Here is a 23,843-nt window from a genome sequence, read left to right as displayed (position 1 = left end):
GTCATTGCTGTCATCTGGGGCGTCTACCGTTAGCGTCGGTAAAATGGTATCCACGCTGCCAGTATCGTTGGCGATGGCCTCGTTACCCGCGGTATCCGATACCGTGGCCGCAGCACTATAATTGCCTTCCGCTAAATCTACTGGTACCTCTACGCTGTACGTGCCGTTTGCTTGCACTGTCGCGTTAAGTGTTTGCACAGCACCGTTATTGCCAGTGATCGTAAGATTAACCACTGAATTGACAGGCGCGTCGGTTGTGCCGGTAATAGTCGGGGTCGGGTCATTGCTATTATCCGGGGCGTCCACGGTTAAAGTTGGTGGCAGGGAGTCTATATTACCTGTTGTCGTATCTGAGCTGGTGTTACCCGCACTGTCAGTGACTTCGGTAACAAGGGTAAATTCCCCTTGGGCTAACGCGTTCGCTGGGCTAGCTGAATAACTTCCGTCTTCTTGCACAACCGCATTCATAACTTGGCTGTCGCCATTGGCATCCGTCACCGTCATCGTCACCGCACTGCCTGGCTCGGCATTTGTGGTTCCGGTAAATGTAGGCGTATCACTATTGTTGTCGGTTGTTGTGGTATCCGTCACCACAGGTGCGCTGGTATCCACATTGCCTGTGCTCGTATCAGAACTGGTGTTACCCGCACTGTCAGTGACTTCGGTAACAAGGGTAAATTCCCCTTGGGCTAACGCGTTCGCTGGGCTAGCTGAATAACTCCGTCTTCTTGCACAACCGCATTCATAACTTGGCTGTCGCCATTGGCATCCGTCACCGTCATCGTCACCGCACTGCCTGGCTCGGCATTTGTGGTTCCGGTAAATGTAGGCGTATCACTATTGTTGTCGGTTGTTGTGGTATCCGTCACCACAGGTGCAGTGGTATCCACATTGCCTGTGATCGTTGCAGATGTGGTATTGCCTGCGTTATCCGTCACTTGCGCAACAAGGGTAAAATCGCCGTCGACTAAAGGACTTTCAGGTATGGCACTGAAACTGCCATCACCTTGTACAACTGAGTTCAATAGTTGACTATCGCCATTGCCGTCGATCAGTGTAACTACCACAGCTGTGCCAGGCTCGGCATCTGTGCTGCCAGATATAGCTGGCGTATTGTTACCCGCTTCAACAGTCAAGTCAGCAATAATTGGGGCGGTAATATCCACCGAAGAGCTAACAGAAACTGTTGTGGTATTACCCGCATTATCGGTAATGCTCGCTTCAACTGTGAACGTCCCCTCAGGCAAGGCGTTACCTACATTGACGGTAAATGTGCCATCGTCTTGTACTACACTGGTCACATTCTGCGTGGTGCCGTTTTGATCGGTAATAAGCACATCGACTGCACTGCCAGCGGGTGCAGATGTGGTTCCAACAAAGGTGGGAGTGACTTCATTAATCACAGATCCTAAGTCAAACTCAATATCAAAGTCAGCTGCTGACACTTCTTGTGTCTCAAGCTGAACTGAGTCGTTTCCGGTTTGCGCATATTCAAAAGCGACTGGGTCAACATCTTCTGAAATACGCTCCACACGCACAAACGATGAACCGTCGGTATCCTGACCACTAGAGTCTGAACCAGCAGCAGTCGACTCTAGTGAGTCGAGTAAATCACCGTCGCCATCAAGTGCTGCCAGAAAATCATCATCAACATTGATTTCTTCCGCTTCGTCATCTTGATTACCTTGTTGCGAAGCTAAATCTGCAGTAATAAAAACATCTACGCTATTATCGATAACAATGTTTTGACCACCGGCCGTTAAAACAACTTGGCCACCTTCAAAAGATAGAATTGTGTCACCGGCATTAATTACCTCGCCCACTGATGCAAATCGAATATCACCGTTTTCACTAATTACAGTTATTGAATCATCACCTTCAATACGCTCTACGGTATATTCTAACTCAGCCATAAACACCTCTAACACCACCAACAATAATTAGATTGTAGTGTCTATATCAGCACAGTCTATAAGACCTAAGTTCAAGAATTAACTCACTTTAAAACATCAAATATTTAAAACTTGATAAATATTTTTTTACCGCTACCGTTAGGAAATGCTAATAAAAAACAGCCCCCTTAGGAGGACTTATTTTAATTTATTTCTTTTCCATTACTCCGCACTTTATTTTATTTACCTTTTCACATGAGCATTATTTATGAAATTTATTTTTCTTACCGTATCTGTTGTTTTATTAACATCTTCAATGACTTACGCTCAAGAAACGGATGACATTTCCAGCGCTATTTATGACGCTATTGAGACTAATCCTGAAGTACAAGCAAACTGGCATACATTTTATGCCGCTAAACATAGCCTTAGGGCAGCCAAGGCGGGCAATAAACCTACCGTAGATTTGGTCGCAAATTCGCAGTATAAAGATCGTAATTACGGCAGCGACACAGAGTTTTCTAGCAATGATGTTGAGGTAGTATTAACCCAGTCTTTATACAATGGCTCTAAAGTAAAACATGAGGTCAATCGCTTCCGTCAGGTACAGATGGTGAGGTACTTTGAGTTCATCAATAGTGTGGAAAATACTGCCAGAGAAACCGCCCTTGCCTACCTAGACGTGCAGCAATATCAGGCACTGGTTAAGCTTGCCAACGACAACCTCAATACCCACGAAAAAGTATTCTCACAAATTGAAGAAAGTGTTAGCGCAGGCGTATCCCGTGCCGCTGATTTAGAACAAATAAACGGCCGTTTGGCTTTGTCCGAATCTAACGTAATTACAGACACTAATAACTTGTATGATGTGAGCGCACGGTTCCTTCGTATTGTCGGCCGTCAACCAAAAGACAATCTGCAAACCATATCAACACAAGGCATTGTAATAGCTAAAGAATTACCAGTAATACTTGAACAAACCTATCGCACAAGTCCCGCTTTTTTCGCGACTATGCATAACATAGAAGCTGAAAAAATAGGCGTTAAAACGCAAAAATCAAACTATAAACCACAGCTAGATTTTGTGGCCAGATATGGCAGTCAGAGTAGAGACCAATTTGGCTTAAACAACACCATAACCGAAGGGTCTGTGGGGCTCCAATTTCGGTATAATTTGTTTCGAGGCGGGCGTGATAAAGCCACTATCAAACAAGCACAAGAGCAAGTGAATGTGGCCAAGGATCTACGAGATAAAACTTGCCGGGATGTTCGTCAAAATATTCAAATCGCGTTCAATGAATACACAACGTCAAATAGACTTATTCCAGTTTTGAACCAACACAAATTGTCTTCAAGTCGGGTGAAAACAGCGTATAAAGATCAATTCGATATTGGTCAACGTACCCTACTCGACGTACTGGATGCGGAGAACGAATATTTTGAATCGAGCCGCGCCTATATCGATGCTCAGTATCGCCAAAAGCAAGCACTAATAAATGTATTGGCTGAAATCGGAATATTAGTGAAAAGCTTAAATGTAACATTAAATAACCTCCCAAACATTAACGACTTAGAGAAAGCTCATATTCAATCTGATATTCAGTACTCATGTCCAAAAAATTAAAAAACAACATTAATGAAATAAAGGAATACTACTTTACAGCATTAATTAAAATTATAACTCGGGCTAAATAAAATAATATATGAAGTGATTCCATCAACAGCTTATGTTTCAATTTTTATACATAGGTATGAAAATTAATAACTAAAATTTTTTTAAATTACGCATACAGAAGTTTATCGAGAATGAATTATGGAAAACCCTTCAGGGAAATTAGAAAGAGAAGAGTTAAGTAATTGCTTATATGTAATATGTGAACACTACAACTTAACATTCTCTAAGGATGTACTGCTTTCAGGGTTACCGTTAATTGCTGGTGATTTAACACCGTCAATATTTTCCCGGGCAGCAAAACGAGCTGGGCTGAAATCAAAAATTGCCACTCGTTCATTAACCCAAATTAATACCTCGTTACTACCCGCAGTGTTAATTCTTAAGGGGAATAAATCCTGCGTGTTATTAGAATTCGACGCAGCTCAAAAAACAGCTAAAGTAATATATCCTGACTTACCTGGCGCCTCAGTAGACGAGTCTCTCGAGACATTAGCTCAGCTATTTACCGAGCAAGTGATATTCGTACGCCCTAAACATCAGTTTGACAAACGTGCTCCCACTATAAATCGTAAGACCACTGGACATTGGTTCTGGAGTGTCATACGTGAATGTCGCGGTCTCTACCGAGATGTCATTTTATCCGCTGTGGTGATCAACCTATTCTCAGTTGCCATGCCATTATTCGTAATGAATATATATGACAGAGTCGTTCCTAATGGCGCTATCGAAACCTTATGGATGCTAGCCTCAGGCGTGGCTATTGTATTATTGGCTGACCTAATACTCAAAATGGTACGTAATTATTACGTCGAGCTTGCGGCGAGTCGCATCGATGTAAAAGTATCCTCGTCCTTAATGGAGAAAATTCTCAATATTCGCCTAGCGGATAGGCCTCCGTCTTCCGGGGCATTTGCCAGTGGCATACAATCTTTTGAATCCATTCGCGGGTTGTTGAGCTCGCTAACATTGGTTTCATTTGTTGATCTACCTTTTGTACTGTTATTTAGCATTATCATTGCCATTATTTCTCCGGTACTCGTGATACCCATAGTGGTCGGCTCGTTACTAATTGTGGGATACGCATTTTCAGCCCAAAAGAAACTCCACGCTTTAGCAAATGGGGCTATGCAATCCGGTGCACTACGAAATGCCATATTGGTAGAAAGCATCGATAATATTGAAGAAATAAAGAGTTTTCACGCGGAATCGAAAGTCCAGGTAGATTGGGAAAAAAGCACGATATTTCTGGCACGTACCCAATCACAAATTCGCTTTATCTCCTCATCCATCAGCAACGTCTCGCAATTTATTCAGCAGGTGGTCGGCATCCTTATTTTGATTGTCGGTGTCTATCTCATTATTGAGGGCAACCTCACCCAAGGTGCCCTTATTGCGGCCTATATGCTTAGCAGCCGAGCGATGAATCCAATTAATTTAGTTGCCGGTGTGATTGCCCAGTACCACAGTGCAGCGACGTCAATGGAAGTGCTTAATGCCTTAATGGAGCAACCTTCAGAACGCCCTATCAACACCCATAAAGTTAACCACGCCACGTTCAAGGGCGAAATTGAGTTTAAAAATGTGTCGTTTCGTTACGACGACGATTCCAAAGATGTGTTATCCGATGTCAGCTTTAAAATTAATGCTGGGGACCATGTGGCTATTTTAGGTAAAAACGGCTCGGGTAAAAGTACCATTCAGAAATTATTGCTGGGTTTATATACCCCCACAGCAGGACACATCTATATTGATGGCATAGAACTGCAACAACTCGAATTGTCCGAACTTCGTAACAATGTGGGTTATGTGCCCCAGGAAATATCTCTGTTCTTTGGCTCGCTCAGAGACAACATCATGTATTTAGCTAAACATGCAGAACCTCGTGCATTGACCCGTGCATTGAAGTTAAGTGGGCTAATGTCGGTGGTAAATAACCACCCTGATGGCTTAGACCTGCAAGTGGGCGAACATGGACATCACCTTTCCGGGGGGCAAAAACAAGCGGTTGCTATTGCACGAGCCATTGTTGCCAACCCACCATTTTTACTGCTTGATGAGCCTACTTCATCCTTGGATCACCTAGCCGAGGATCAAGTCAAACGCGCATTAGAAAGTGTCAGCGAAAACCGTACTATGTTAATGGTTACCCACCGAGTGTCGTTACTTTCCATGGTCAAGAAAATCATCGTTTTAGATGCAGGTAAAATTGTCATCCAGGGCGAAAAAAACCAGGTGCTCGAAGCCCTAAAAAGCGGCAAAGTAAAGGCCACACTATGAGTGATAAAAAAGCACATCAATCCACAACCGAACAACAATCATTTGATAAGCTCGGCGCAATTTTTGGCTCCAATAACGAGCCTAAAACAAGTTACGTTGGACGCATATTTAACCGCTGGTTATCGCCACCCAAAAATAATGACTGGGTACTTGACGCCGACTGGGAGCAACTGCAACAAAACCCATTGCGCGCCAGAATGTTGCTGTACTTTATCGTGTTTGCCTTTGCAGCCCTGTTAATTTGGGCCGCTAACGCAACGCTCAACGAGGTTACTCGCGGCGACGGTAAAGTGGTGCCGACCAACCAATTACAAGTGGTGCAATCCTATGATGGTGGCATAGTCAAAGAGATTTTAACCCGGGAAGGACAAACGGTGAATGCGGGTGATATTTTGCTTAGGCTTGACCCTACGCGTTTCATGTCAACCCTGCGAGAGAATCGCAGTCAGTTTTTATCATTAAGTGCAAAATTAGCGCGCTTAAAAGCGCTTACTGAAAATATTGACCCGGTGTTTTCAGAAAAACTGGTGAAACAAGCACCTGAAATCGTGCGACATGAGCGAAATCAATACGCAGCGAATGTGGAAGAGTTGGCCCAACATATCTCCATGTATCAGCAGCAAACACGCCAGCGGGAACATGAACTGCAAGAAGCCCAATCGGCAAAAGAGCAGTACACCCGTACTAAAGCACTCATACATAGAGAACTCGCGGTCACGCGTCCTTTGTTAAAATCTGGGGCGATTTCTGATATCGATATCATTCGTCTCGAGAGGCAGTTGGTTGAAATAGAGGGCGAGATAAAACGTAATGCGTCAGTCATCAGGCGCAACGAGTCCGAAATAACCGAAGCCAATTCCAAGATAAGAGAGAAAGAACTCACAACCACTAACCGCTGGCGCAATGAGTTAAGTGACGTGGCAACTGAGCTTAACTCCATCAAAGAGACTGAATCTGGCTTAGCGGATATCGTCTACCAAGCGGATCTTAAGTCACCGGTGAAAGGGACGATAAAACGTTTGTTTACCAACACTATTGGCGGAGTGGTACCACCAGGAAGCGATGTTATCGAAATTATCCCCCTCGATGACCAGCTGATCGTCGAAGCAAAAGTAAAACCTAAAGACATTGCATTTTTGCGCCCTGGGCAAATTGCTATGGTCAAATTTACCGCTTATGATTTTGTTATATACGGCGGCCTAGAGGCCAAAGTAACCCACATAAGCGCTGATACGATCACCGATGAGAAGGATGAAACCTATTATGTTGTGCGCCTGCAAACCGATTCCAATAGTTTTAAAAATGGCATGCAAATCATTCCGGGTATGACAACCCAAGTGGATATCATTACCGGTAAAAAAACCGTACTAGATTACATTTTAAAACCATTATTACGCGCCACGTCTATCGCCATGACCGAACGTTAATAATGCCACAGCAGACACATGGGCAACATATTGCAAACCATTAGCAATAAGCGGCCCACAACATAACATGTACCAAAACGCGTGAATTGTGCCAGTTAAAACTGCTGCATTAACGATATCATGCCATCAAACCCACTCTCAAAGAGTGTATCGCCATCCTCTTTACTGGTCACCCCGTCCGCTATCACCACTATCCCCAGTGAATGCGCTAACGAGCATAAGCCACGCAGAAAATTCTGATTCGACACATTAATCGACACGTTATACACAAACGCACTGTCAATTTTAATGTAATCCAACCCGAGCTCTTGTAAATCAAGTAAAGTTGAGAATGAATCCCCTACTCGTTTTAAGCCTATTTTGCAGCCTGTGTCCTTGAGCGTCAGGGTAAAATGTTTGAACAGATCAAAATGCGCCGATGCAACACTTTCTCTAACTTCAAGGCAGACATGTTGCGCCAAGCTTTTATCGCGGTTTAATAAATTTAATATGCTTGTTAATGCTGGCTCGTCAATCATGGTTTCGTATGACAACAATATGGCGTAATCGTAAGCGTTTTCCTCACGCTCAATTTTTGCCAGTATATGTTCAATCATACGTACATCAATTTGCGGGATCATATTCAGCCGTCGTGCCCAGTGTACAAAATAGCCGCCTTTGCGAATATCGTTGTCCAGTTCCAATCCCATCAAGGCTTGATAATGAATAGCACTGCCATCTTTTCTCACCACCGGGAACGTCAAGGCGTGAATGTTATCAGACAAAGCGTTATTCAACGCTTTACGCCATTGAATATCATCATTAAACGGCGCCACGATTGTTAGTTTGTTGTCGATTAACGCCATAGCTCGCTCTTTTGATGCCTCAATAAGTAAGGCCTGAACCCGGCGCATTAATACAGTTCGTGTTTCGTCTGGGGAGAGATAGACACCCGCATGCAAAATATACAGTTCATACATGTCGCGAGAACGGCCTTTAAAGGCACGAACGGCCTCAACTAATACATCACTAAGCTGTTGAATATCTTCTGCTTCAGTTAACAAAATACAAAATTCAGAACCATTTAAACGCCCAAAGCGTACATCCGTAAAACGCCCTTCAATTTGCTTGGTGAAGTCAAATACGACTTGGGTGAACTCCACAATAATTTCATCTACCCTTTGCTTTTCAAGGCGCAATGAAATTTCACTCATGCCGAAAATTTTCAACATAAACAGAACGTTATGCCCTTCTCGATCCCGATATTTTAACTGGGCGTCGAGTAACGTCTCAAATGCCTCACAATTAGCCAATCCCGTTAACTCATCATGCTGACCTCTATATCGCAGCTCATCCAGGCGTTTATTACCATCTTCAATAATGCTTTTAAAGCGCTTGGCTAATGAGTTCATGGCCAAAACGACTTTGGCAAATTCTTTGGTACGTGGCAGGGGCAATGTCATAAAACGCTTTTCCGAGAAGCGGTGGGCTTGCTCTACTACCATGTCCAGTGGCTTCAAAATAAAATGCAGCACTAATGAGCCTATTAACCCTGCAACGAGGCTGATAATGATAAAGCTCACAAAGAAGGCTTGGGTACGGTGCCATAGTGCTTCATGTACATACTGAGTATGACTTTCTAGATACAAGGTACCAATTCGATTCCAACCACTGCTGACTTGAGCGATACCAGGCTCGACCTCAAAGTGAAATACCTTTTGCGCTAAAGCAGGCACGTCAGTAGTGAGCTCACCTCTATACTGGCGTTTAAATATGCTATCGCCCGCTGGATCAATTAACTCAATCCGTTGGTAATGCCCAGCATCAAAGGTTGCAGCAATCAATAATTCAATATCGGTGAGTTGCTTATCATCTTGGGAGAGCATCAAGGCCAAGGAATTGACATCATCGACATTTTTTAAATACAACTGCTCTTGCAGATTTTTACGTTCAAAGTAAGTACTGATGAAAAAGTTGGTTAGCGAGCTAGCCAGCAAAATTAAAATGACTGATAGCCATAACTGCCTGACTAACGACATGTATCATTTACCTTTGTGTTGATGAGATAAATTACCCCCACGAGATCCCCTCTAGTTTTATTTTATCCAGGGCATTTCGCCATCTAGACAAACGTGCAGTGGGACTCGCTACTGAGTTTGTTGAGCCTTTAGCCCACAATCCTTGGGTATTAAAACTAAACACAGGCAGTAGGTCTGGGCGTTGGGAAGCAGGCACCACATCGGCCAGTAAACTATCCAAAATAAGGGGCTCACTTTGTTTAGGTAAATAGTAGGACAATACCATATGTGCTTGGGTAATTTTACTTCTAGGTCCACCGATTCTTGCTTTGACGTAGACTAAACGCAATTGGCTTTCGGCCACGCCTAAGTACCGCAACATAAAGTACTTAATAATGGCGTAATCTTCGCAATCGCCTCTGCCCTTTCCTAAGGTCTCTAACGGCGTCGCCCAGTAATCTTTTTCATGCCATAGGGCAATATCGGTCTGGTAGGTAAGTTGATTATCGAAAAACGTATTGACGGTATTCACCTTGTCTATTTCAGACGCATTATGCAAACCTTCCAGCATCTTCTGAAGTTCACGTCCCACATCTGCACGCATGGGATCGTAACGCTCATGTAACAGCGAAATGAATAGGTCAAACTCCACATTGACTTTTTGCGCGCTGGTTAGCATTGATGCAAACAGGGCCACAATGCAAAAACGAGTAATATTTGTCTTTTTGAAACCGGAAATAATATAACCGGATACTACTTCAAAGGAACATGCTCGCTCCAGCCAAATTAAAAGATTAATCCCCATCACTCCACATTAGTCTCGAATATCACTACCTTTATAAGTCATCCGAATTGATAACTGCAAGTTAAATCAGGCAGATAGTTAAGTTAAATTAACTTCACCCATAACTCAAATGCGAATAGCTATTATTTACATTACCTTTTTGATATGTAACAATCTTTGTCTCGCAATATTTCAACTTGATTTAATATAAAGGCACTGCTCAAGATCATGACCAACCACAGATTCAGCTATTTCACACTGTTCACACTGTTCACACTTTTTTCCAACATAGCACTTGCGCAAACAACAGATAACAACGACTCAAAGGCGATTGAGAAGATAGAAGTAACTGGTTCATATATTGATGGCTACGGTGCTCACTCCGCGAGCGGCGCATCACGCCTAGATTTGGATATATTTGACATTCCCCAATCGGTTTCAGTGATCACCAGCGCGCAGATGCAAGATTTCCAGTTAAACGATATTAATGACGCCCTAGACAGTGCGACCGGGGTGAACGTACAGCGTATTGAAACCGACCGTACCTATTACACCGCTAGGGGTTTCGATATAACTAACTTTCAAATCGACGGCATTGGATTACCGTTAACCAGCGGCAATAACCACGCAGATGAAGACACCGCAATTTATGAAAGGGTTGAAGTCATACGCGGGGCGAATGGCCTGATGACCGGTGTAGGTAATCCATCAGCCACTATCAACTTTATTCGCAAACGGCCCACGGCTGAGACACAAGCCAAGGTAAACGCCACGGTAGGCTCATGGAATAACCACCGTATTGATGCAGATGTATCCACCCCCATTACCGACAACATAGCCGCTAGAGTCGTGGCGGTTAAACAAGAACAAGACTCGTACCTTGATCGCTACGAGCAAGATAAAACGTTAGTTTACGGTTTTGTTGAGGCCAATCTAACCGACAGCACTAAGCTATCGTTTAGCCACAGTTATCTTGATAACAAAGCAAAAGGCAACAACTGGGGTGCCCTACCCTTATTTTACACAGACGGCAGCGCAACCAACTATGATACGTCGACCAACACGTCTGCGGACTGGTCAAACTGGACGGTTATCAAAAACAATACCGTGATAGAGCTGAGCCATTATTTCAACGACAATTGGTCCCTTCGCAGTACGTATTCCCATAAGACCACAGATGAAGATACTGAATTATTTTATGTGTTTGGTACCCCTGATAAAGAAACCGAGCTTGGCTTAACCGGTTATGGCAGTGAATATGACTTAGACGATGAACATAACTTATTCGATGTCTATGTGAGTGGCGATTTCAGCTTATTTAACCGGGATCACCAAGTGGTATTTGGGCTTAATTACGCAAAAATGAGCTACACAGACTCATCATTATATGACTACACCACAGGTAATGGATTTCCTCCCATCACCAATTTGAATACTTGGAACGGCAACACGCCTAAACCCACCTTCGCCGATGCCTTAACTGGCAGTGACGTACAAACGAAGCAAAAAGCCGCTTACTTTACCGGACGTTTTAATGTTGCCGATGGCTTACATATCATCGCAGGCGGTCGTTTTAACGAATGGCAGGCACAAGGGACATCTTATGGAGTGTTGCAAGATGTCAATAACGATGAATTTATTCCTTATTTAGGTGCGGTATATGAATTCATGCCCAACACGGTAGCCTACGCCAGTTACACCGAAACCTTTGTGTCGCAAACTCAAGTGGATATTAATGACAACATTCTTGCCCCCATAACCGGTGAAAGCCGTGAAATCGGGGTTAAACGTCAATGGCTAAATGATTCACTTATCACCTCACTTGCGTACTTCGATATTGAACAAGTCAATGTGGCCATTATTGATCCCGCCACCGCGGATTTTCCAATCGCGGCACAACGCTATATTGGCGCAGACGGCATAAACAGTAACGGATTTGAACTGGATATTGCTGGGCAACTGACCGATGGCTTACAGGTCAGTTTCGGCTATACCGATTTCGATATTGACGGCGATGAAACAGTAAAAGCCTATACCCCCAGTCAGCTATTAAAGCTCGGCGCTACCTATCAGTTTCAGCAATGGGATCAATTCAGTGTGGGCATTAACATGCGCTGGCAGAACAAGACATCACGCGATCAAGGTGTTGTCGGGGAAGGGTTCACTAACGCGGGAGACACCATAACCACCACACAAGATGCCTATAGCGTAGTGGATTTAATGGCCCGATATCAGTTTAACGACGCCATTACCTTAACGGTGAATGTCAACAATGCCACAGATGAAAAATACATTAATAGTTTGTATTGGGCACAAGGCTTTTACGGCGCACCGGTAAATTACAATGCCACCTTGAGCTGGAAATTATAAATAGTTAACGCGATATCCGATATTTACATTACACAAAGAGCGCTTTTTAACTCAAGAGGCAGGCTCGATTGAAAACGATATGGCACCTAATGCATATCGTTTTTTTTGCTTAGTTAAGGATCTAACATCATGCGAAAAACACTCCATAAATGGCATGCTTATAGCGCCCTGATTGCGCTTATTCCCCTGCTGCTTATTTCCTTAACCGGCAGTATTTTAGTCTTTAAGTCTGAAATCGACAGTCTACTAATGCCAGAAAAATTGCAAGTCAATGCAGCAAACACTGCTGAACGATTACCCTTGGACACGCTTATCCGTTCAGTGAAAAGCGCGCATCCCAATTTTGAGGTCGGCACTTGGGAATTATTTGACGACAAGCAACGCTCTGATGCCGCCTATATTATTCAGCATAAAAGTAATGACTGGTTTAAAGTGTACGTTAACCAGTACACTGGGGATCCGCTATCAACACCAGTAGGCCTGCACAGTGATTTCACCGACTGGTTATTGGACTTACATTTCACCCTATTATTGCATGACGCAGGCATAGCCGTAGGTTTTGTGGTGTCGTGCATATTGCTGTTTTTAGCCGGTAGTGGCCTGATTATTTATCGTAAGTTCTGGCACCGCTTCTTTACCTTACGCTGGCAAAGCGCGAAACGCATTTTGTTCAGCGACATGCACAAAATGCTCGGCATTATTGCCTCCCCCATTTTATTGATTTTAGCCATCACCGGTGGTTACTGGAATATCACCGAACTGATACATGAGTTCACCGATCATGCCCACGACGACATTCCTAGCCAAGTGGCCCCCAGATACAATGAGCAACTTTCCATTCAGCGCTTACATGACAAAGCGAAAACTCGGATAAATGACTTTACCCCTACTTACTTGGTACTGCCGTATGAAGACGGGATGCAGATCACCTTCTTTGGTGATGTCCCGACAAATAATCCCCTTAACAGCGAATACGCCAGTACCGTCACCTTCGACAGCCAAACAGGAGAATGGGTCCACCAGCAAGATGTTCGCAATAACACCACCAGCGCCGTAATCATTGACAGTTTTAGAAAACTGCACTTTGGCGATTTTGCAGGCTTGTTGAGTAAAGTCGTATGGTCTATTTTGGGTTTAAGCCCATTGCTGCTTGGCTTCACCGGCGGCTATTTATTTTATAAAACCCGTAAAATGAAAACCCAGTCCAAGCGTAATCGCCAGCAAAGGCAAAGCCAAAAACAATCATGACCAGTCGACCTTCCTAGGGACAGCATACACGCAGCTAACTGACCTTAATATCCATAGACTCACTCACCAGCGAATTTACCTGTCACTGGTGAGTGTATCTTGCCCAATATGACAGACCATCTGTTTGTCATGACATTCACAACGCAATTCCGCTATAATCCCCGCAATTGGCAAACGCCGCGATACACTACTTTATTTTGAGCATTTGATGACTGTTGAAACCTTTAATCCCAAGCAAACTACCACCCTAGAAACACCGGTAAAGATCCTAGAAGCCGACAAGCCAAACACCTTATCGACAGGTTCACGAATTGGTTTTGTTAGCCTGGGCTGCCCAAAAAACCTGGTTGATTCTGAGCGTATTTTGACCCAACTTCGCACCGAAGGGTACGACGTGGTAAACACCTACAATGACGCAGATTTGGTCATCGTGAATACCTGTGGTTTCATCGATACGGCAGTACAAGAATCACTGGATACCATAGGTGAAGCATTAGCGGAAAATGGTAAAGTGATCGTCACTGGCTGCTTAGGTATAAAAGAAGACGAAATTCGCGAAGTACACCCAAATGTACTCGCCATAACCGGACCTCACGCCTACGAAGAGGTGGTTAATCAGGTTCACGAGCACCTGCCACAACCGAGCCATAATCCTTATTTAAACCTAGTGCCAGATATAGGCGTGAAACTAACGCCTCGCCATTATGCGTATTTAAAAATATCTGAAGGCTGTAATCACAGATGCACCTTCTGCATTATTCCATCCATGCGCGGCGATTTAGTCAGCCGTCCTATTGGTGAAATATTAGATGAAGCCAAACGTTTAAAAAATGCCGGTGTAAAAGAATTATTAGTCATTTCACAAGACACCAGTGCCTATGGCGTTGATGTTAAAAATAAAATGGGTTTCTGGGACGGCATGCCAGTTAAAACCAACATGACTGAATTGTGCAAAAAGCTCGGCGAAATGGGCATGTGGGTACGTCTGCATTACGTTTACCCCTACCCGTCAGTAGACAAAGTCATGCCACTGATGGCGTCTGGTAAAGTGTTGCCTTATCTAGATATTCCATTTCAACACGCCAGCCCACGTATTCTAAAATTAATGAAGCGCCCTGCTGCTGCTGAGCGCACCATGGAGCGCATCAAAAAATGGCGTGAGCTATGTCCCGAGTTAGTGATTCGTTCAACCTTTATTGTTGGCTTCCCTGGTGAAACAGAAGAAGACTTCCAAATGTTGCTGGATTTCTTAGATGAAGCGCAATTAGACCGAGTGGGCTGTTTTAAATATTCTGATGTGGAAGGCGCCAAAGCAAATGAATTGCCAGACCCCATAAGCGAAGACGTTAAGCAGGAGCGTTTTGAGCGTTTCATGCAAAAACAATCACAGATCAGCACAGCTAAGCTAAAAGAAAAAATTGGTTTAGAATACCAAGTAATTATTGATGAAGTCACACCAGAAGGTGCTGTGGGTCGTTGTTACGCAGATGCCCCTGAAATTGATGGCAATGTGCATTTAACTGATGGGTTTGATGTAGAGCCAGGCGATATCATCTGGGCACAAATTATTCATAGCAACGAATATGATCTTTGGGCAGTAAAAGTAGAAGAGTAATGCCGGAAAAATATAAATGAGCGTTAACTAAAATCGTTTTTTTGTAGAATTATTAAAAAGCCCGCAATAATATATTGCGGGCTTTTTGTTTTATTCGAGTTGCGGCTTGCAAACCTTAGTAGCCAGAAATACACCAGTATAACCTGTGATTTTGACTACTCATTTTATTCCTGATATTTATAGCTCGGCTGAACCTTTATTAACTATCTCAAACGATTAAAAGCTATACGTCCCTTTTAAGTAATACGTACGGCCTAGTTGGTCAACATATCTTGGGTCATAACCAACTTGATAACCACCACCTGAACTACGCAGAGATAATGGAGGCTGACGATCAAGTAAGTTCTTGATACCGAAACCTACACTTGCACTGTCGTTAACATCCCATTGAGTCAGATAATCAACTGTCAGATAACTACTTACATTACGTTCAATTGCCTGTTCAAAGCGCTGATCAATATCAGACTGATAGCGAATTTGTGAAGCGTTAGCCGAGTAAGTTTGATCCTCGTAACCACTGCGATAGTTTAGATTAATTGAGTGTGCAAAATCCCCATGACTAAAATTATTAGTCCACTGGATAATGTGTGGAAAAGTTACTTTACTATCGGTACCAAATTTACCTAGACTGGTGTCATAGATATCTATCGTACCCACTCGTAAGGTTTCACTCTCAAGGATATAAGCACCTCGCAAAGTTGAACGAAGGTATACCATAGAGAAATCATGCCCTAGGGAAACAACCCAATCTATCCCCTGGTTATTCGATTTGCCAATGTTTACTGGCGCTTGCAATACTTGAATTTCCAACTCCCCACTTAGCTCATTTAAAAGCGTGCCATAAAGGCTATTGTAGGTAACTGGATCCGCAAATATTTGCTGTTGAGTCACTTTCTTAACCTGATTGGTGAGATTAATCTGCCACCAATCAACACTAACGCTAAACTCATTGGAAGGCGCATAAACAAAACCGGCTGAACGTTGTTTTGAGGTCTCTGGCTGCAGTTCATCATTACCTGAGGTTGCAATCGCATACTGCGATAACTGCGGGAAACAATATTGCGCTAATGGATGTGACGCGGCGAGAGGACAATCATAGTTTTGAGATGTGACCCCTGCATCTACTTTTGGCCCTGCAATATCGATCATTGACGCAGATTTAAAGCCTGTTCCAATCGAGCCTCGTAGCAATAAATCATCATTTGGGCGATATGATAAAGATATTTTATAAGTTGTGTCTGATGCATCATCGTTAACTTGCTGCGCATTCGCGGCACGTTTACCATCATTAACCGCACCGATATTATCGTAACGAACCGCAGTGGTAACTTCTAAGCCATCAATAATAGGCGCAACAGCTTCAAGGTAAACACCATAAGTCTCTCTAGACAAGTCATACTCGGCGTCTGGTGAGCCTGTTAATATCGAGTCCTTATTAGCCTGACTGGTAACACTAATAAACTCATTTTCCCGGTAGTCAAATCCCCCTCCGACATAAACAAGACCAGCTGGCAATTCAAAAGCTGGAGCTGAGGCACTGCCTTCAATAGCACTTGTTTTAGTTTTGAGGGTATCCCAGTTACCACTGTAAGTAATCGCGCGTAATGCTTCATTCATGCTTTCGGATAATTGTTCAGGTCTGGCAAATACATCAATCGCCCCGCTATCTAGCAAAGCAGATAGTTGATCTGTAATTAAATAACCGGAAACCATGTTTCTGTCACGGGTACTATTTGCTTGGGTTAACGCAAAATCATAAGAAACATCGCCATAGTCACCTCGTAAGCCAGTTGTAAAATTGAAAGTATCAGTGTCATATTCGTTAGAACGACTGCCAGCAGGACGCGTACGCCAGCGGATTTTAACATCAGCAAGTGCATCATATTGTGCATCAGTTAACAAAGGTTGAACCAAGTTAGTGACAAAAGGCGAGTCCAATTCAAACTTGTAATTATTGAGTGTATTAGCCGCAATGCGGGTTGTTATACTGTAGGTTGAATAACTACCTGAGGCATATAATTCGGTATTATCATTTAAATAAACACTGCCTTGTAGATACAAGTTATCGCTTTCACTTTCAGGCGAGATTTCTAGATTCTCAGTATAGTCATAGATACAAGTAGAGCCTGAAGCGTAGTTATATTGCGCACATTCACCGTTGATTTCTGCATATGGATTATATGCTTTACTGGTTGAGCCATCGATTTCTTGATCAAAGGTTAAATATAAATTTGCTGGAATGGCATTCGATGAAGCGCGTAATAAAAATAAATCTTCACCGTTGTAATTAAACGGCACAATACCGGTTTTACCAAACTCACGATCAAGCGAGCGTAAATTTTCATTTTCTGAATGACTATAAGTCATCAAAACATTGAAACCATCCGAATTTAAGTTACCAAATCCCCCCGTAATACTGAATTCAGAACTTTCGCCGCCAGTTTCTTGTGGTTTGTCAGCTCGCGCACTGACCGTTAGGCCCTGAAAATCATCTTTCATGATGAAATTAACCACACCCGCAATTGCGTCAGAGCCATATAACGCTGAGGCGCCATCCATCAACACGTCTACTCGTTTAATCGCCGCGAGCGGAATGGAACTAATATCGACTGTGCCGCCACTATCTGCAGAGGCCATACGACGTCCATTGAGTAACACTAGCGTATAGGAACCGCCAAGGTCTCTCAGTGACACAGTTTGTTTACCATTGTTACCACTGCTATCCCCGCCACCAACAGACTGAGCTCCGACTTGATACCCTTGCATCGCAGGTATTTTTTGAATTAACTCTGATACTGAAGTGACGCCAGAATTGGCAATGTCTTCTGCAGAAATAGTTGCTAAGGGTAAAGCTCCCTCGATATCTGTTCGTTTGATACTAGAACCAGTGATTTGAATTCGTTCAACCGCAACCCGATCATCTACTGCACTTTCGTCAGCTGTCGCTGTACCAAGTGCGGTTAATAGTGATATAGTGATTAAGGATAGTTTTTTGTCCATTATATTTATTTTTTTTCTGTACATTTTAATCCCCAAAGAATTACATTTATTTTACTGCTTTACCTTTTCCCAGAGTTGCTTTTATTGAGCACGTCAATTTAACCCACACCAGTAGTAATTCGAACGAAAGTAAAACTCAAATATCGAGTCTCTTTTTAAGCTCTATTGTATGTCTTTTATTTATCTTTTTCTTTTAATACAATGAGTTAAAGTTGTTCTCAAGATTGGCTCTGGATATTTACAATCACAAAATAGTTAACTGTGACTAACATCTCCGCACACCCGTATTGGTTTTCAAAAGGTTTTAAGTGGAGATGAGGAATGACAGTTTTCGATCGAATGTTTTTGCTGCATTCACTCAAAGGTCATTAATACAATGAATCAACGACTGGGATAGAGGTAAAAATTTTAAACTCTCCCCATACATTGAGCTGCCATTAGACTTTACTTTTGAGTATTTACACTTTTTATAAACTTGAATGAGATAACTGTTTTATATCTGTATTAACAAATTCTTGCTCGGCAATCACAAGTTTTTTGAGATTAGGAATATAAGTAATGGATGACTTACGGGAAATGGTGCCAAATGGCAGTTTTACCAGCGTTATAATTTCTTGGGTATTAAAATTAAAATACTGTATTTGATGGTAATTAGCGTAATCATGCTGGAAAAAAACGCCATCCTTGGTTAACTCCCAGTGATGTTCAACCTGAAACACCTTATCGCTGAGTACCTGTATTGGCTTATCTGCTTTATTAAGTGAAGAATACCGCCACAAGCCAAGATTACGGCCTTTAGAAAACCATATATCACCGTTTTCCGCTTGCTCTGCGTAAGTTATCGATTGATTTATGATGACGTAAGGTGGACTTTCATTTATTGGAAAACCATAAAGCGCTGAACTGCCCTTAAACTTAGCGCCCGCAATAAGCCCGCTATCGTCTCGTAACCAAGAAGGCCTAAAGTACTGTTCAAATTTACTATCCATCTGGATCAGGTTACTTTCTTTAAGATTAAGTACAAACAAGGCACTGCGCTTAGTTTCTTTATCTGGCGCTAAAAACGCAATATATCTACCATTATGTGACCACCTTGGAGACGACAGATGTCTTTTCAATTTAGTCAGTTGTTTTCGATTACTTCCGTCGGGATCAGCACTCCAAATCTCTTCATAACCCGATTCCGTAGAAATAAAGGCTATGCTGTTATTTGCCTCACTATAATGAGGGTCTTTATAGATATAATTGGAATGTATCAGTGGAAAAAGTGTCGCACCAGTTGCTTCACTTAAGTCCAATGTGGACAGTTTACTGATGTCTTCACGGCTGTGATAAACAACCTGATGACTGTTAGGAATGAAACTTGGATAACTAAAACCAGGAACATTAAGGTTAACTGTTTTTCTATCCCTTAAAGCAACAAGATAAGCGTTCCGTTGTCCTGACTCTTCCCCACCATAAAGAATACGTTCGCCATCTGGATGCCAAGTTAAACCGCGTAAACGCCCTTCAGTAGCGACAAGATGTTGTAATTTTCGCTTGTTTAAATTATATAGAAATATGTCTTCGTTCATGCCGTCACTTGCAGTACGAGATAAGGCTAATTGCTGACCATCAGGTGAAAAAGCTAAATCCAAATCCTGGAAATTGCATTTTTGATGACATGGTAAAAGTGTAGCTTCCATCGCATTACTATTAAGATTGATTAACTTGACGTTAAGGTGTTGATTACTTTGTTTTTTAACCACATAAGCTAAAAAAACGCCGTCAGCTGAAATTGCCAACGAAAAATCTTTTTCAGCATCACATGTGGCAATTTTTTTCTCCACCATAGTAACAATGTTTAACCGGACAACATCACAACGCTTGAAATCCCAATGTTTGCGCTGGAAGTAAACCACCTCACTATTGGGATGCCAAACTGCTCGCCCCTCATAATTTTCAGTAAAGGTAATTTGCCTTGATTTTGACAACGTATCGCTAAGGTCTTTAATATATAAATTTGGTGAGCCAGTAATGTGACGCCAAGTAAAAATCAAATAACGTTCATCAGGCGATACCATAGGATAAACCTCGCGCCCAGGCTCTGAGGTCAAGCTTACGATATCAGTGTTTTTTGTTATAATTGATTGCGATATAAGTTGCCAAAGTAAAGTGATGATCACCACTGCAACGGCAGAAACAGCAATTTTTTTGCCTAAAACACCAGCTTGTTTATTGACTTTATCTGCAGCAACACTCTCACTACAACTTTCATTATCCGGATAGATATATTCTGGTTTTGTTAATAATCGATAACCCTTTCTACGTACAGTTTCGAGATTAATATTCTCGAATTGCTTAAATTCATTGCGCAAATTCCAGATAGCATTAGTAAGGGCTTTTTCTCCCACCGGGAAATTCCCGTCCCATATCTCTTCAATTAACTCTTCTCGGGTAACTAATCGAGGAAAATGTTCGGCTAAGTAGGCTAATACATAGATAAATTTAGGTTGCAGTAATTTTGCCTGGCCATCGGGAAATTTTATAGAATAATCGTGAGGTTTGATTATGCACGACTCAAGTTTAAACGGACCATATACTGCCATGCGTAGACATCACTTCAAATCAATAGGTTAGCTAAAAGGTTGCAAAATTTTTCGCTGGATAATATATCCCAATTTGAACAAGAATAAAATTTCTACGTAGCACAACAAGTATTTAAAACATAAATCTGGAGGCTTCAAACCATTTAATAATCCCAAATAGGCAACCACACCTTCCATACTAGACTCCTCCTAAACCATTGTAATATAGAGTAAAAAAAGAAAAAGACATATAAAAGATGTTTAATTGAGCCAAAAAAGAGTTCCAATGTTTGAATACTCAAAGATAAAAATACAATAATGCGTTCGCGCTTGTTAAAGACCCATATTAAGCGGTGCCAAAAGTGACAGGCCTGCCCTATCTTAGAAATTAAAGTTGAAGGTTAAAGTGGATGAAGTTAGTAAATAAGATCCGTCAATATCATAAGTGGATGATGCTGTTTTTAGGTACTCAATTTGTCATTTGGTCAGTCACTGGTACATATATGGTAGTGATTGACCTTAACTATATTCATGGCAACAACTTAATTAAAGAGCATCAACCAAATATCGACTCTGAGGATGTTAAATTCACTCTGACTGATATTTTAGCTTTATACCCTGGAGCTACCGATATTGAATTGGCAACGCTAGCCGGCCAAACTGTTTATCATGTGATCAATGGTAAGCAACAACTGTTACTCAGTGCCCTTACAGGTGAACGCCTTGCTCCATTTGGCGAAAAGCGGGCAACGGAAATCTCAAATTACTATTACAGCGGTACATCTGCAGTAAAAGAAATTAACTTAATTACACAAAACCCACCTTACGGATTAAACAAAAAATTTTTACCGGCATATCGAATTGACTATGATGCCTTTAGTAGCCCTTCAATCTACATCTCTGCAGAATCAGGCAAATTAGTTCGTTACCGTCACAATTTTTGGCGAATATTCGACTGGATGTTTCGCTTTCACTTGGCTGATTACAATAATCGCGAACACGACAATTGGCTGCTTTTTTGGCTAACTTTATTCAGTATTGGCGCATGTTTACTGGGTTTGGGATTAAGTTACTTTACGGTTCTACGTAAAGCTAAGGAGGCGTGAAGATGCAGCTTATCAAATTGATACATAAATGGGCCTCCGTTTTAGTGGGAATACAGTTACTAATTTGGTTATTAAGTGGTTTTTATTTCAATATTATGGATGTGAATAAAATTCACGGAGACCAGTATCAGAACAAAATTCCATCAGTGGCAAGATCACTCGCCGCATACCAGCCTAAACTTAAAGATCCACAGGCTATTTTAGAAAATATTCGAGCAAACAGCGGTTCGGTTCCACTCCCTACCCAATCAATTAAGTTTATTTCTTTACAAGAAAAGCCTTACTACTTGTTAACTCACCACAAAGGATTGAGACGGCATTTCGTGAGTGATTATACCCTTGTCGATGCTTATACAGGCCAACCAAAAATGATTGATGCCGAGTTAGCTACATATATCGCCAATCGCTCATATAATGGCCCAGGAGAACTATTATCAGCAACAAAGTTGACGCCGCCCATAGACGACATGGTAAGAGAGAAAAACCAAGTTTGGCAAATCAACTTCGGCGATAATGTTAATACAAGTGTGTACGTTGACGCACGAACTGGCGAATTGATCTCCCATAGTGATGACGACAAACGTTTAGCTGACTTTTTCTTCATGTTGCATTTTATGGATTATAACGGTGTTGGCGGGTTCAATAGTTGGCATATTATTCTATTTGCATTCATTACTCTTTGGCTGTGCCTCTCAGGCTTTATTTGGACAATCCAATTAGCATTTGGCGGCAATTACCGTATTCGCTTTTTAGCTAAAAAATATCCTGTATCAGTCAAAAACCCATTAAACCAATCACTAGCTAAATTGAATATTTCTAGTCATAAAAACTTAATGGAGAGCCTAAATGCACATGACATTCTTATTCCATCCACTTGTGGCGGTGGGGGTACATGTGGACAATGTAAGGTAAAGTTAAATCCCACTTTAAGCTGTAATTCAGCAGAGCGTGCTTTATTGACTCAGGACGAAATTGATGCGGGTCATCGACTCGCTTGTCAACATAACAGCAGCGAAGTTAAAGAAGTTGAATTATTGGCTCACAACGCAAAAAAACAAAAGTTAATATTAACTCATTCAAAATTTTTGAGCCCTTATATAAAGGAGTTACGCTTTAAACGTAATAGCGAAAAACCTCTAAACTTCAAAGCGGGTGCCTATATACAGTTTAATATTCCAGCTGCAAAGGGAAGTGCCGTGCCGCCAACACTTCCTAGTGAGTTTCAGCCACTCTGGGAACCTATTGTAAAGTTAAATTATAAACACCCAGCAATCAGCCGCTGCTATTCACTGGCTAATTATGATACTCAAACAAATGAATTGGTTTTCTTAATAAAAATGCAACCTGCCCCTAAAGCAGACTTATCCCCTGGCTTTGGCTCAAATTACATTTGTAACATGCAGCCTGGCGAAAGCATTGAGGCGATTGGCCCGTTCGAAAAATTTCATGTTAAAGACTCGCAGCATGACGTTACAAAAACAATGGTTATGATAGGGGCAGGCTCGGGAATGGCTCCACTCAAATCGATAATTCTGGAACAGTTAGAAAAACTTAAATGCCAACAAAATATGCACTTTTACTTTGGGGCACGTCATAAAATTGATTTAATTCATCGAGAGCTATTTGAAAAACTTTCCTCTGAACATCAAAACTTTTATTTTACACCTGTGTTATCAAAACCCGAATCAGATTGGCACGGTGAAACTGGTTATGTACAGCAGATAATAGAGCATTCATTTCTTACGCTTGGAAATTTAAACCAACTTGAATTTTATTTATGTGGCCCTAGAAAAATGATGTTAGACACTATTGTTATGCTGAAAAATCAAGGCGTAAAGGATTCCGAAATACTATGTGATGACTTTTCCAATTAATGGTTAAGGTA

General features: G+C 42.0%; 14 protein-coding genes. 8 read left to right on the top strand and 6 right to left on the bottom strand.

Annotated elements, in window-relative coordinates; genetic code table 11:
- A partial coding sequence (locus tag GPLA_RS22855) for an Ig-like domain-containing protein (protein ID WP_193362930.1) occupies positions 1 to 612 on the bottom strand: 612 nt, incomplete at its 3' end.
- 77 nt (positions 613 to 689) lie between these two features.
- The gene (locus GPLA_RS22850) at positions 690 to 1,913 is read right to left on the bottom strand and encodes a retention module-containing protein (protein WP_007102943.1); all 1,224 of its coding nucleotides are present in this window, start codon (positions 1,911 to 1,913) and stop codon (positions 690 to 692) included.
- A gap of 247 nt (positions 1,914 to 2,160) precedes the next feature.
- Between GPLA_RS22850 and GPLA_RS01070 the strand changes: the two genes are divergently transcribed.
- The 3 genes from GPLA_RS01070 (at position 2,161) to GPLA_RS01060 (ending at position 7,271) form a co-directional block, all read left to right on the top strand.
- Entirely contained in the window at positions 2,161 to 3,516 is a 1,356-nt protein-coding gene (locus tag GPLA_RS01070; protein WP_007102942.1) for a TolC family outer membrane protein, read from the top strand.
- A 189-nt stretch (positions 3,517 to 3,705) separates the two neighbouring features.
- On the top strand, positions 3,706 to 5,844 hold the full coding sequence (locus tag GPLA_RS01065; RefSeq protein WP_007102941.1) for a type I secretion system permease/ATPase: 2,139 nt from the start codon (positions 3,706 to 3,708) through the stop codon (positions 5,842 to 5,844).
- Complete coding sequence (locus GPLA_RS01060; protein ID WP_007102940.1) at positions 5,841 to 7,271, top strand: HlyD family type I secretion periplasmic adaptor subunit; 1,431 nt, start codon at positions 5,841 to 5,843, stop codon at positions 7,269 to 7,271. The genes GPLA_RS01065 and GPLA_RS01060 overlap by 4 nt, the downstream gene beginning before the upstream one ends.
- Before the next feature lie 95 nt (positions 7,272 to 7,366).
- Here GPLA_RS01060 and GPLA_RS01055 read toward each other — a convergent pair whose 3' ends face one another.
- Together GPLA_RS01055 and GPLA_RS01050 are read right to left on the bottom strand one after the other, a co-directional pair.
- Positions 7,367 to 9,289 carry a bifunctional diguanylate cyclase/phosphodiesterase gene (locus tag GPLA_RS01055; RefSeq protein ID WP_007102939.1) on the bottom strand — a complete coding sequence of 641 codons (1,923 nt, stop codon included), beginning with the start codon at positions 9,287 to 9,289 and terminating at the stop codon, positions 7,367 to 7,369.
- Between the two features lie 31 nt (positions 9,290 to 9,320).
- The gene (locus tag GPLA_RS01050) at positions 9,321 to 10,073 is read right to left on the bottom strand and encodes a transglutaminase-like cysteine peptidase (protein WP_007102938.1); all 753 of its coding nucleotides are present in this window, start codon (positions 10,071 to 10,073) and stop codon (positions 9,321 to 9,323) included.
- Positions 10,074 to 10,280: 207 nt separating this feature from the next.
- Between GPLA_RS01050 and GPLA_RS01045 the strand changes: the two genes are divergently transcribed.
- From GPLA_RS01045 to rimO, 3 genes are all read left to right on the top strand, one after another.
- Positions 10,281 to 12,422: a TonB-dependent siderophore receptor gene (locus GPLA_RS01045; protein WP_007102937.1), complete on the top strand. Its 2,142-nt coding sequence runs from the start codon at positions 10,281 to 10,283 to the stop codon at positions 12,420 to 12,422.
- A gap of 129 nt (positions 12,423 to 12,551) precedes the next feature.
- The gene (locus tag GPLA_RS01040) at positions 12,552 to 13,670 is read left to right on the top strand and encodes a PepSY-associated TM helix domain-containing protein (RefSeq protein ID WP_007102936.1); all 1,119 of its coding nucleotides are present in this window, start codon (positions 12,552 to 12,554) and stop codon (positions 13,668 to 13,670) included.
- 208 nt (positions 13,671 to 13,878) lie between these two features.
- Positions 13,879 to 15,285, top strand: coding sequence for a 30S ribosomal protein S12 methylthiotransferase RimO (gene rimO / locus GPLA_RS01035; protein WP_007102935.1), 1,407 nt, complete (start codon positions 13,879 to 13,881; stop codon positions 15,283 to 15,285).
- A 216-nt stretch (positions 15,286 to 15,501) separates the two neighbouring features.
- On the opposite strand, the gene GPLA_RS01030 is transcribed toward rimO, so the two are convergent.
- Together GPLA_RS01030 and GPLA_RS01025 are read right to left on the bottom strand one after the other, a co-directional pair.
- A complete protein-coding gene (locus GPLA_RS01030; protein ID WP_226993025.1) occupies positions 15,502 to 18,285 on the bottom strand; it encodes a TonB-dependent receptor domain-containing protein in 2,784 nt (927 codons plus the stop codon).
- Positions 18,286 to 18,752: 467 nt separating this feature from the next.
- Positions 18,753 to 20,873 (bottom strand): winged helix-turn-helix domain-containing protein, encoded by a 2,121-nt coding sequence (locus GPLA_RS01025; RefSeq protein ID WP_007102933.1) that lies wholly within the window; start codon positions 20,871 to 20,873, stop codon positions 18,753 to 18,755.
- 389 nt (positions 20,874 to 21,262) lie between these two features.
- On the opposite strand from GPLA_RS01025, the gene GPLA_RS01020 reads away from it, so the two are divergent.
- Entirely contained in the window at positions 21,263 to 21,958 is a 696-nt protein-coding gene (locus tag GPLA_RS01020) for a hypothetical protein (protein WP_007102931.1), read from the top strand.
- Between the two features lie 2 nt (positions 21,959 to 21,960).
- The gene (locus GPLA_RS01015; protein ID WP_007102930.1) at positions 21,961 to 23,832 is read left to right on the top strand and encodes a 2Fe-2S iron-sulfur cluster-binding protein; all 1,872 of its coding nucleotides are present in this window, start codon (positions 21,961 to 21,963) and stop codon (positions 23,830 to 23,832) included.
- The last annotated feature ends 11 nt before the right edge of the window (positions 23,833 to 23,843 follow it).

It is taken from the genome of Paraglaciecola polaris LMG 21857 (assembly GCF_000315055.1).
Lineage (GTDB): Bacteria > Pseudomonadota > Gammaproteobacteria > Enterobacterales > Alteromonadaceae > Paraglaciecola > Paraglaciecola polaris.
The sequence above is the reverse complement of the archived record's forward strand: the minus strand, read 5'-3'. Positions and strand labels throughout refer to the sequence as shown.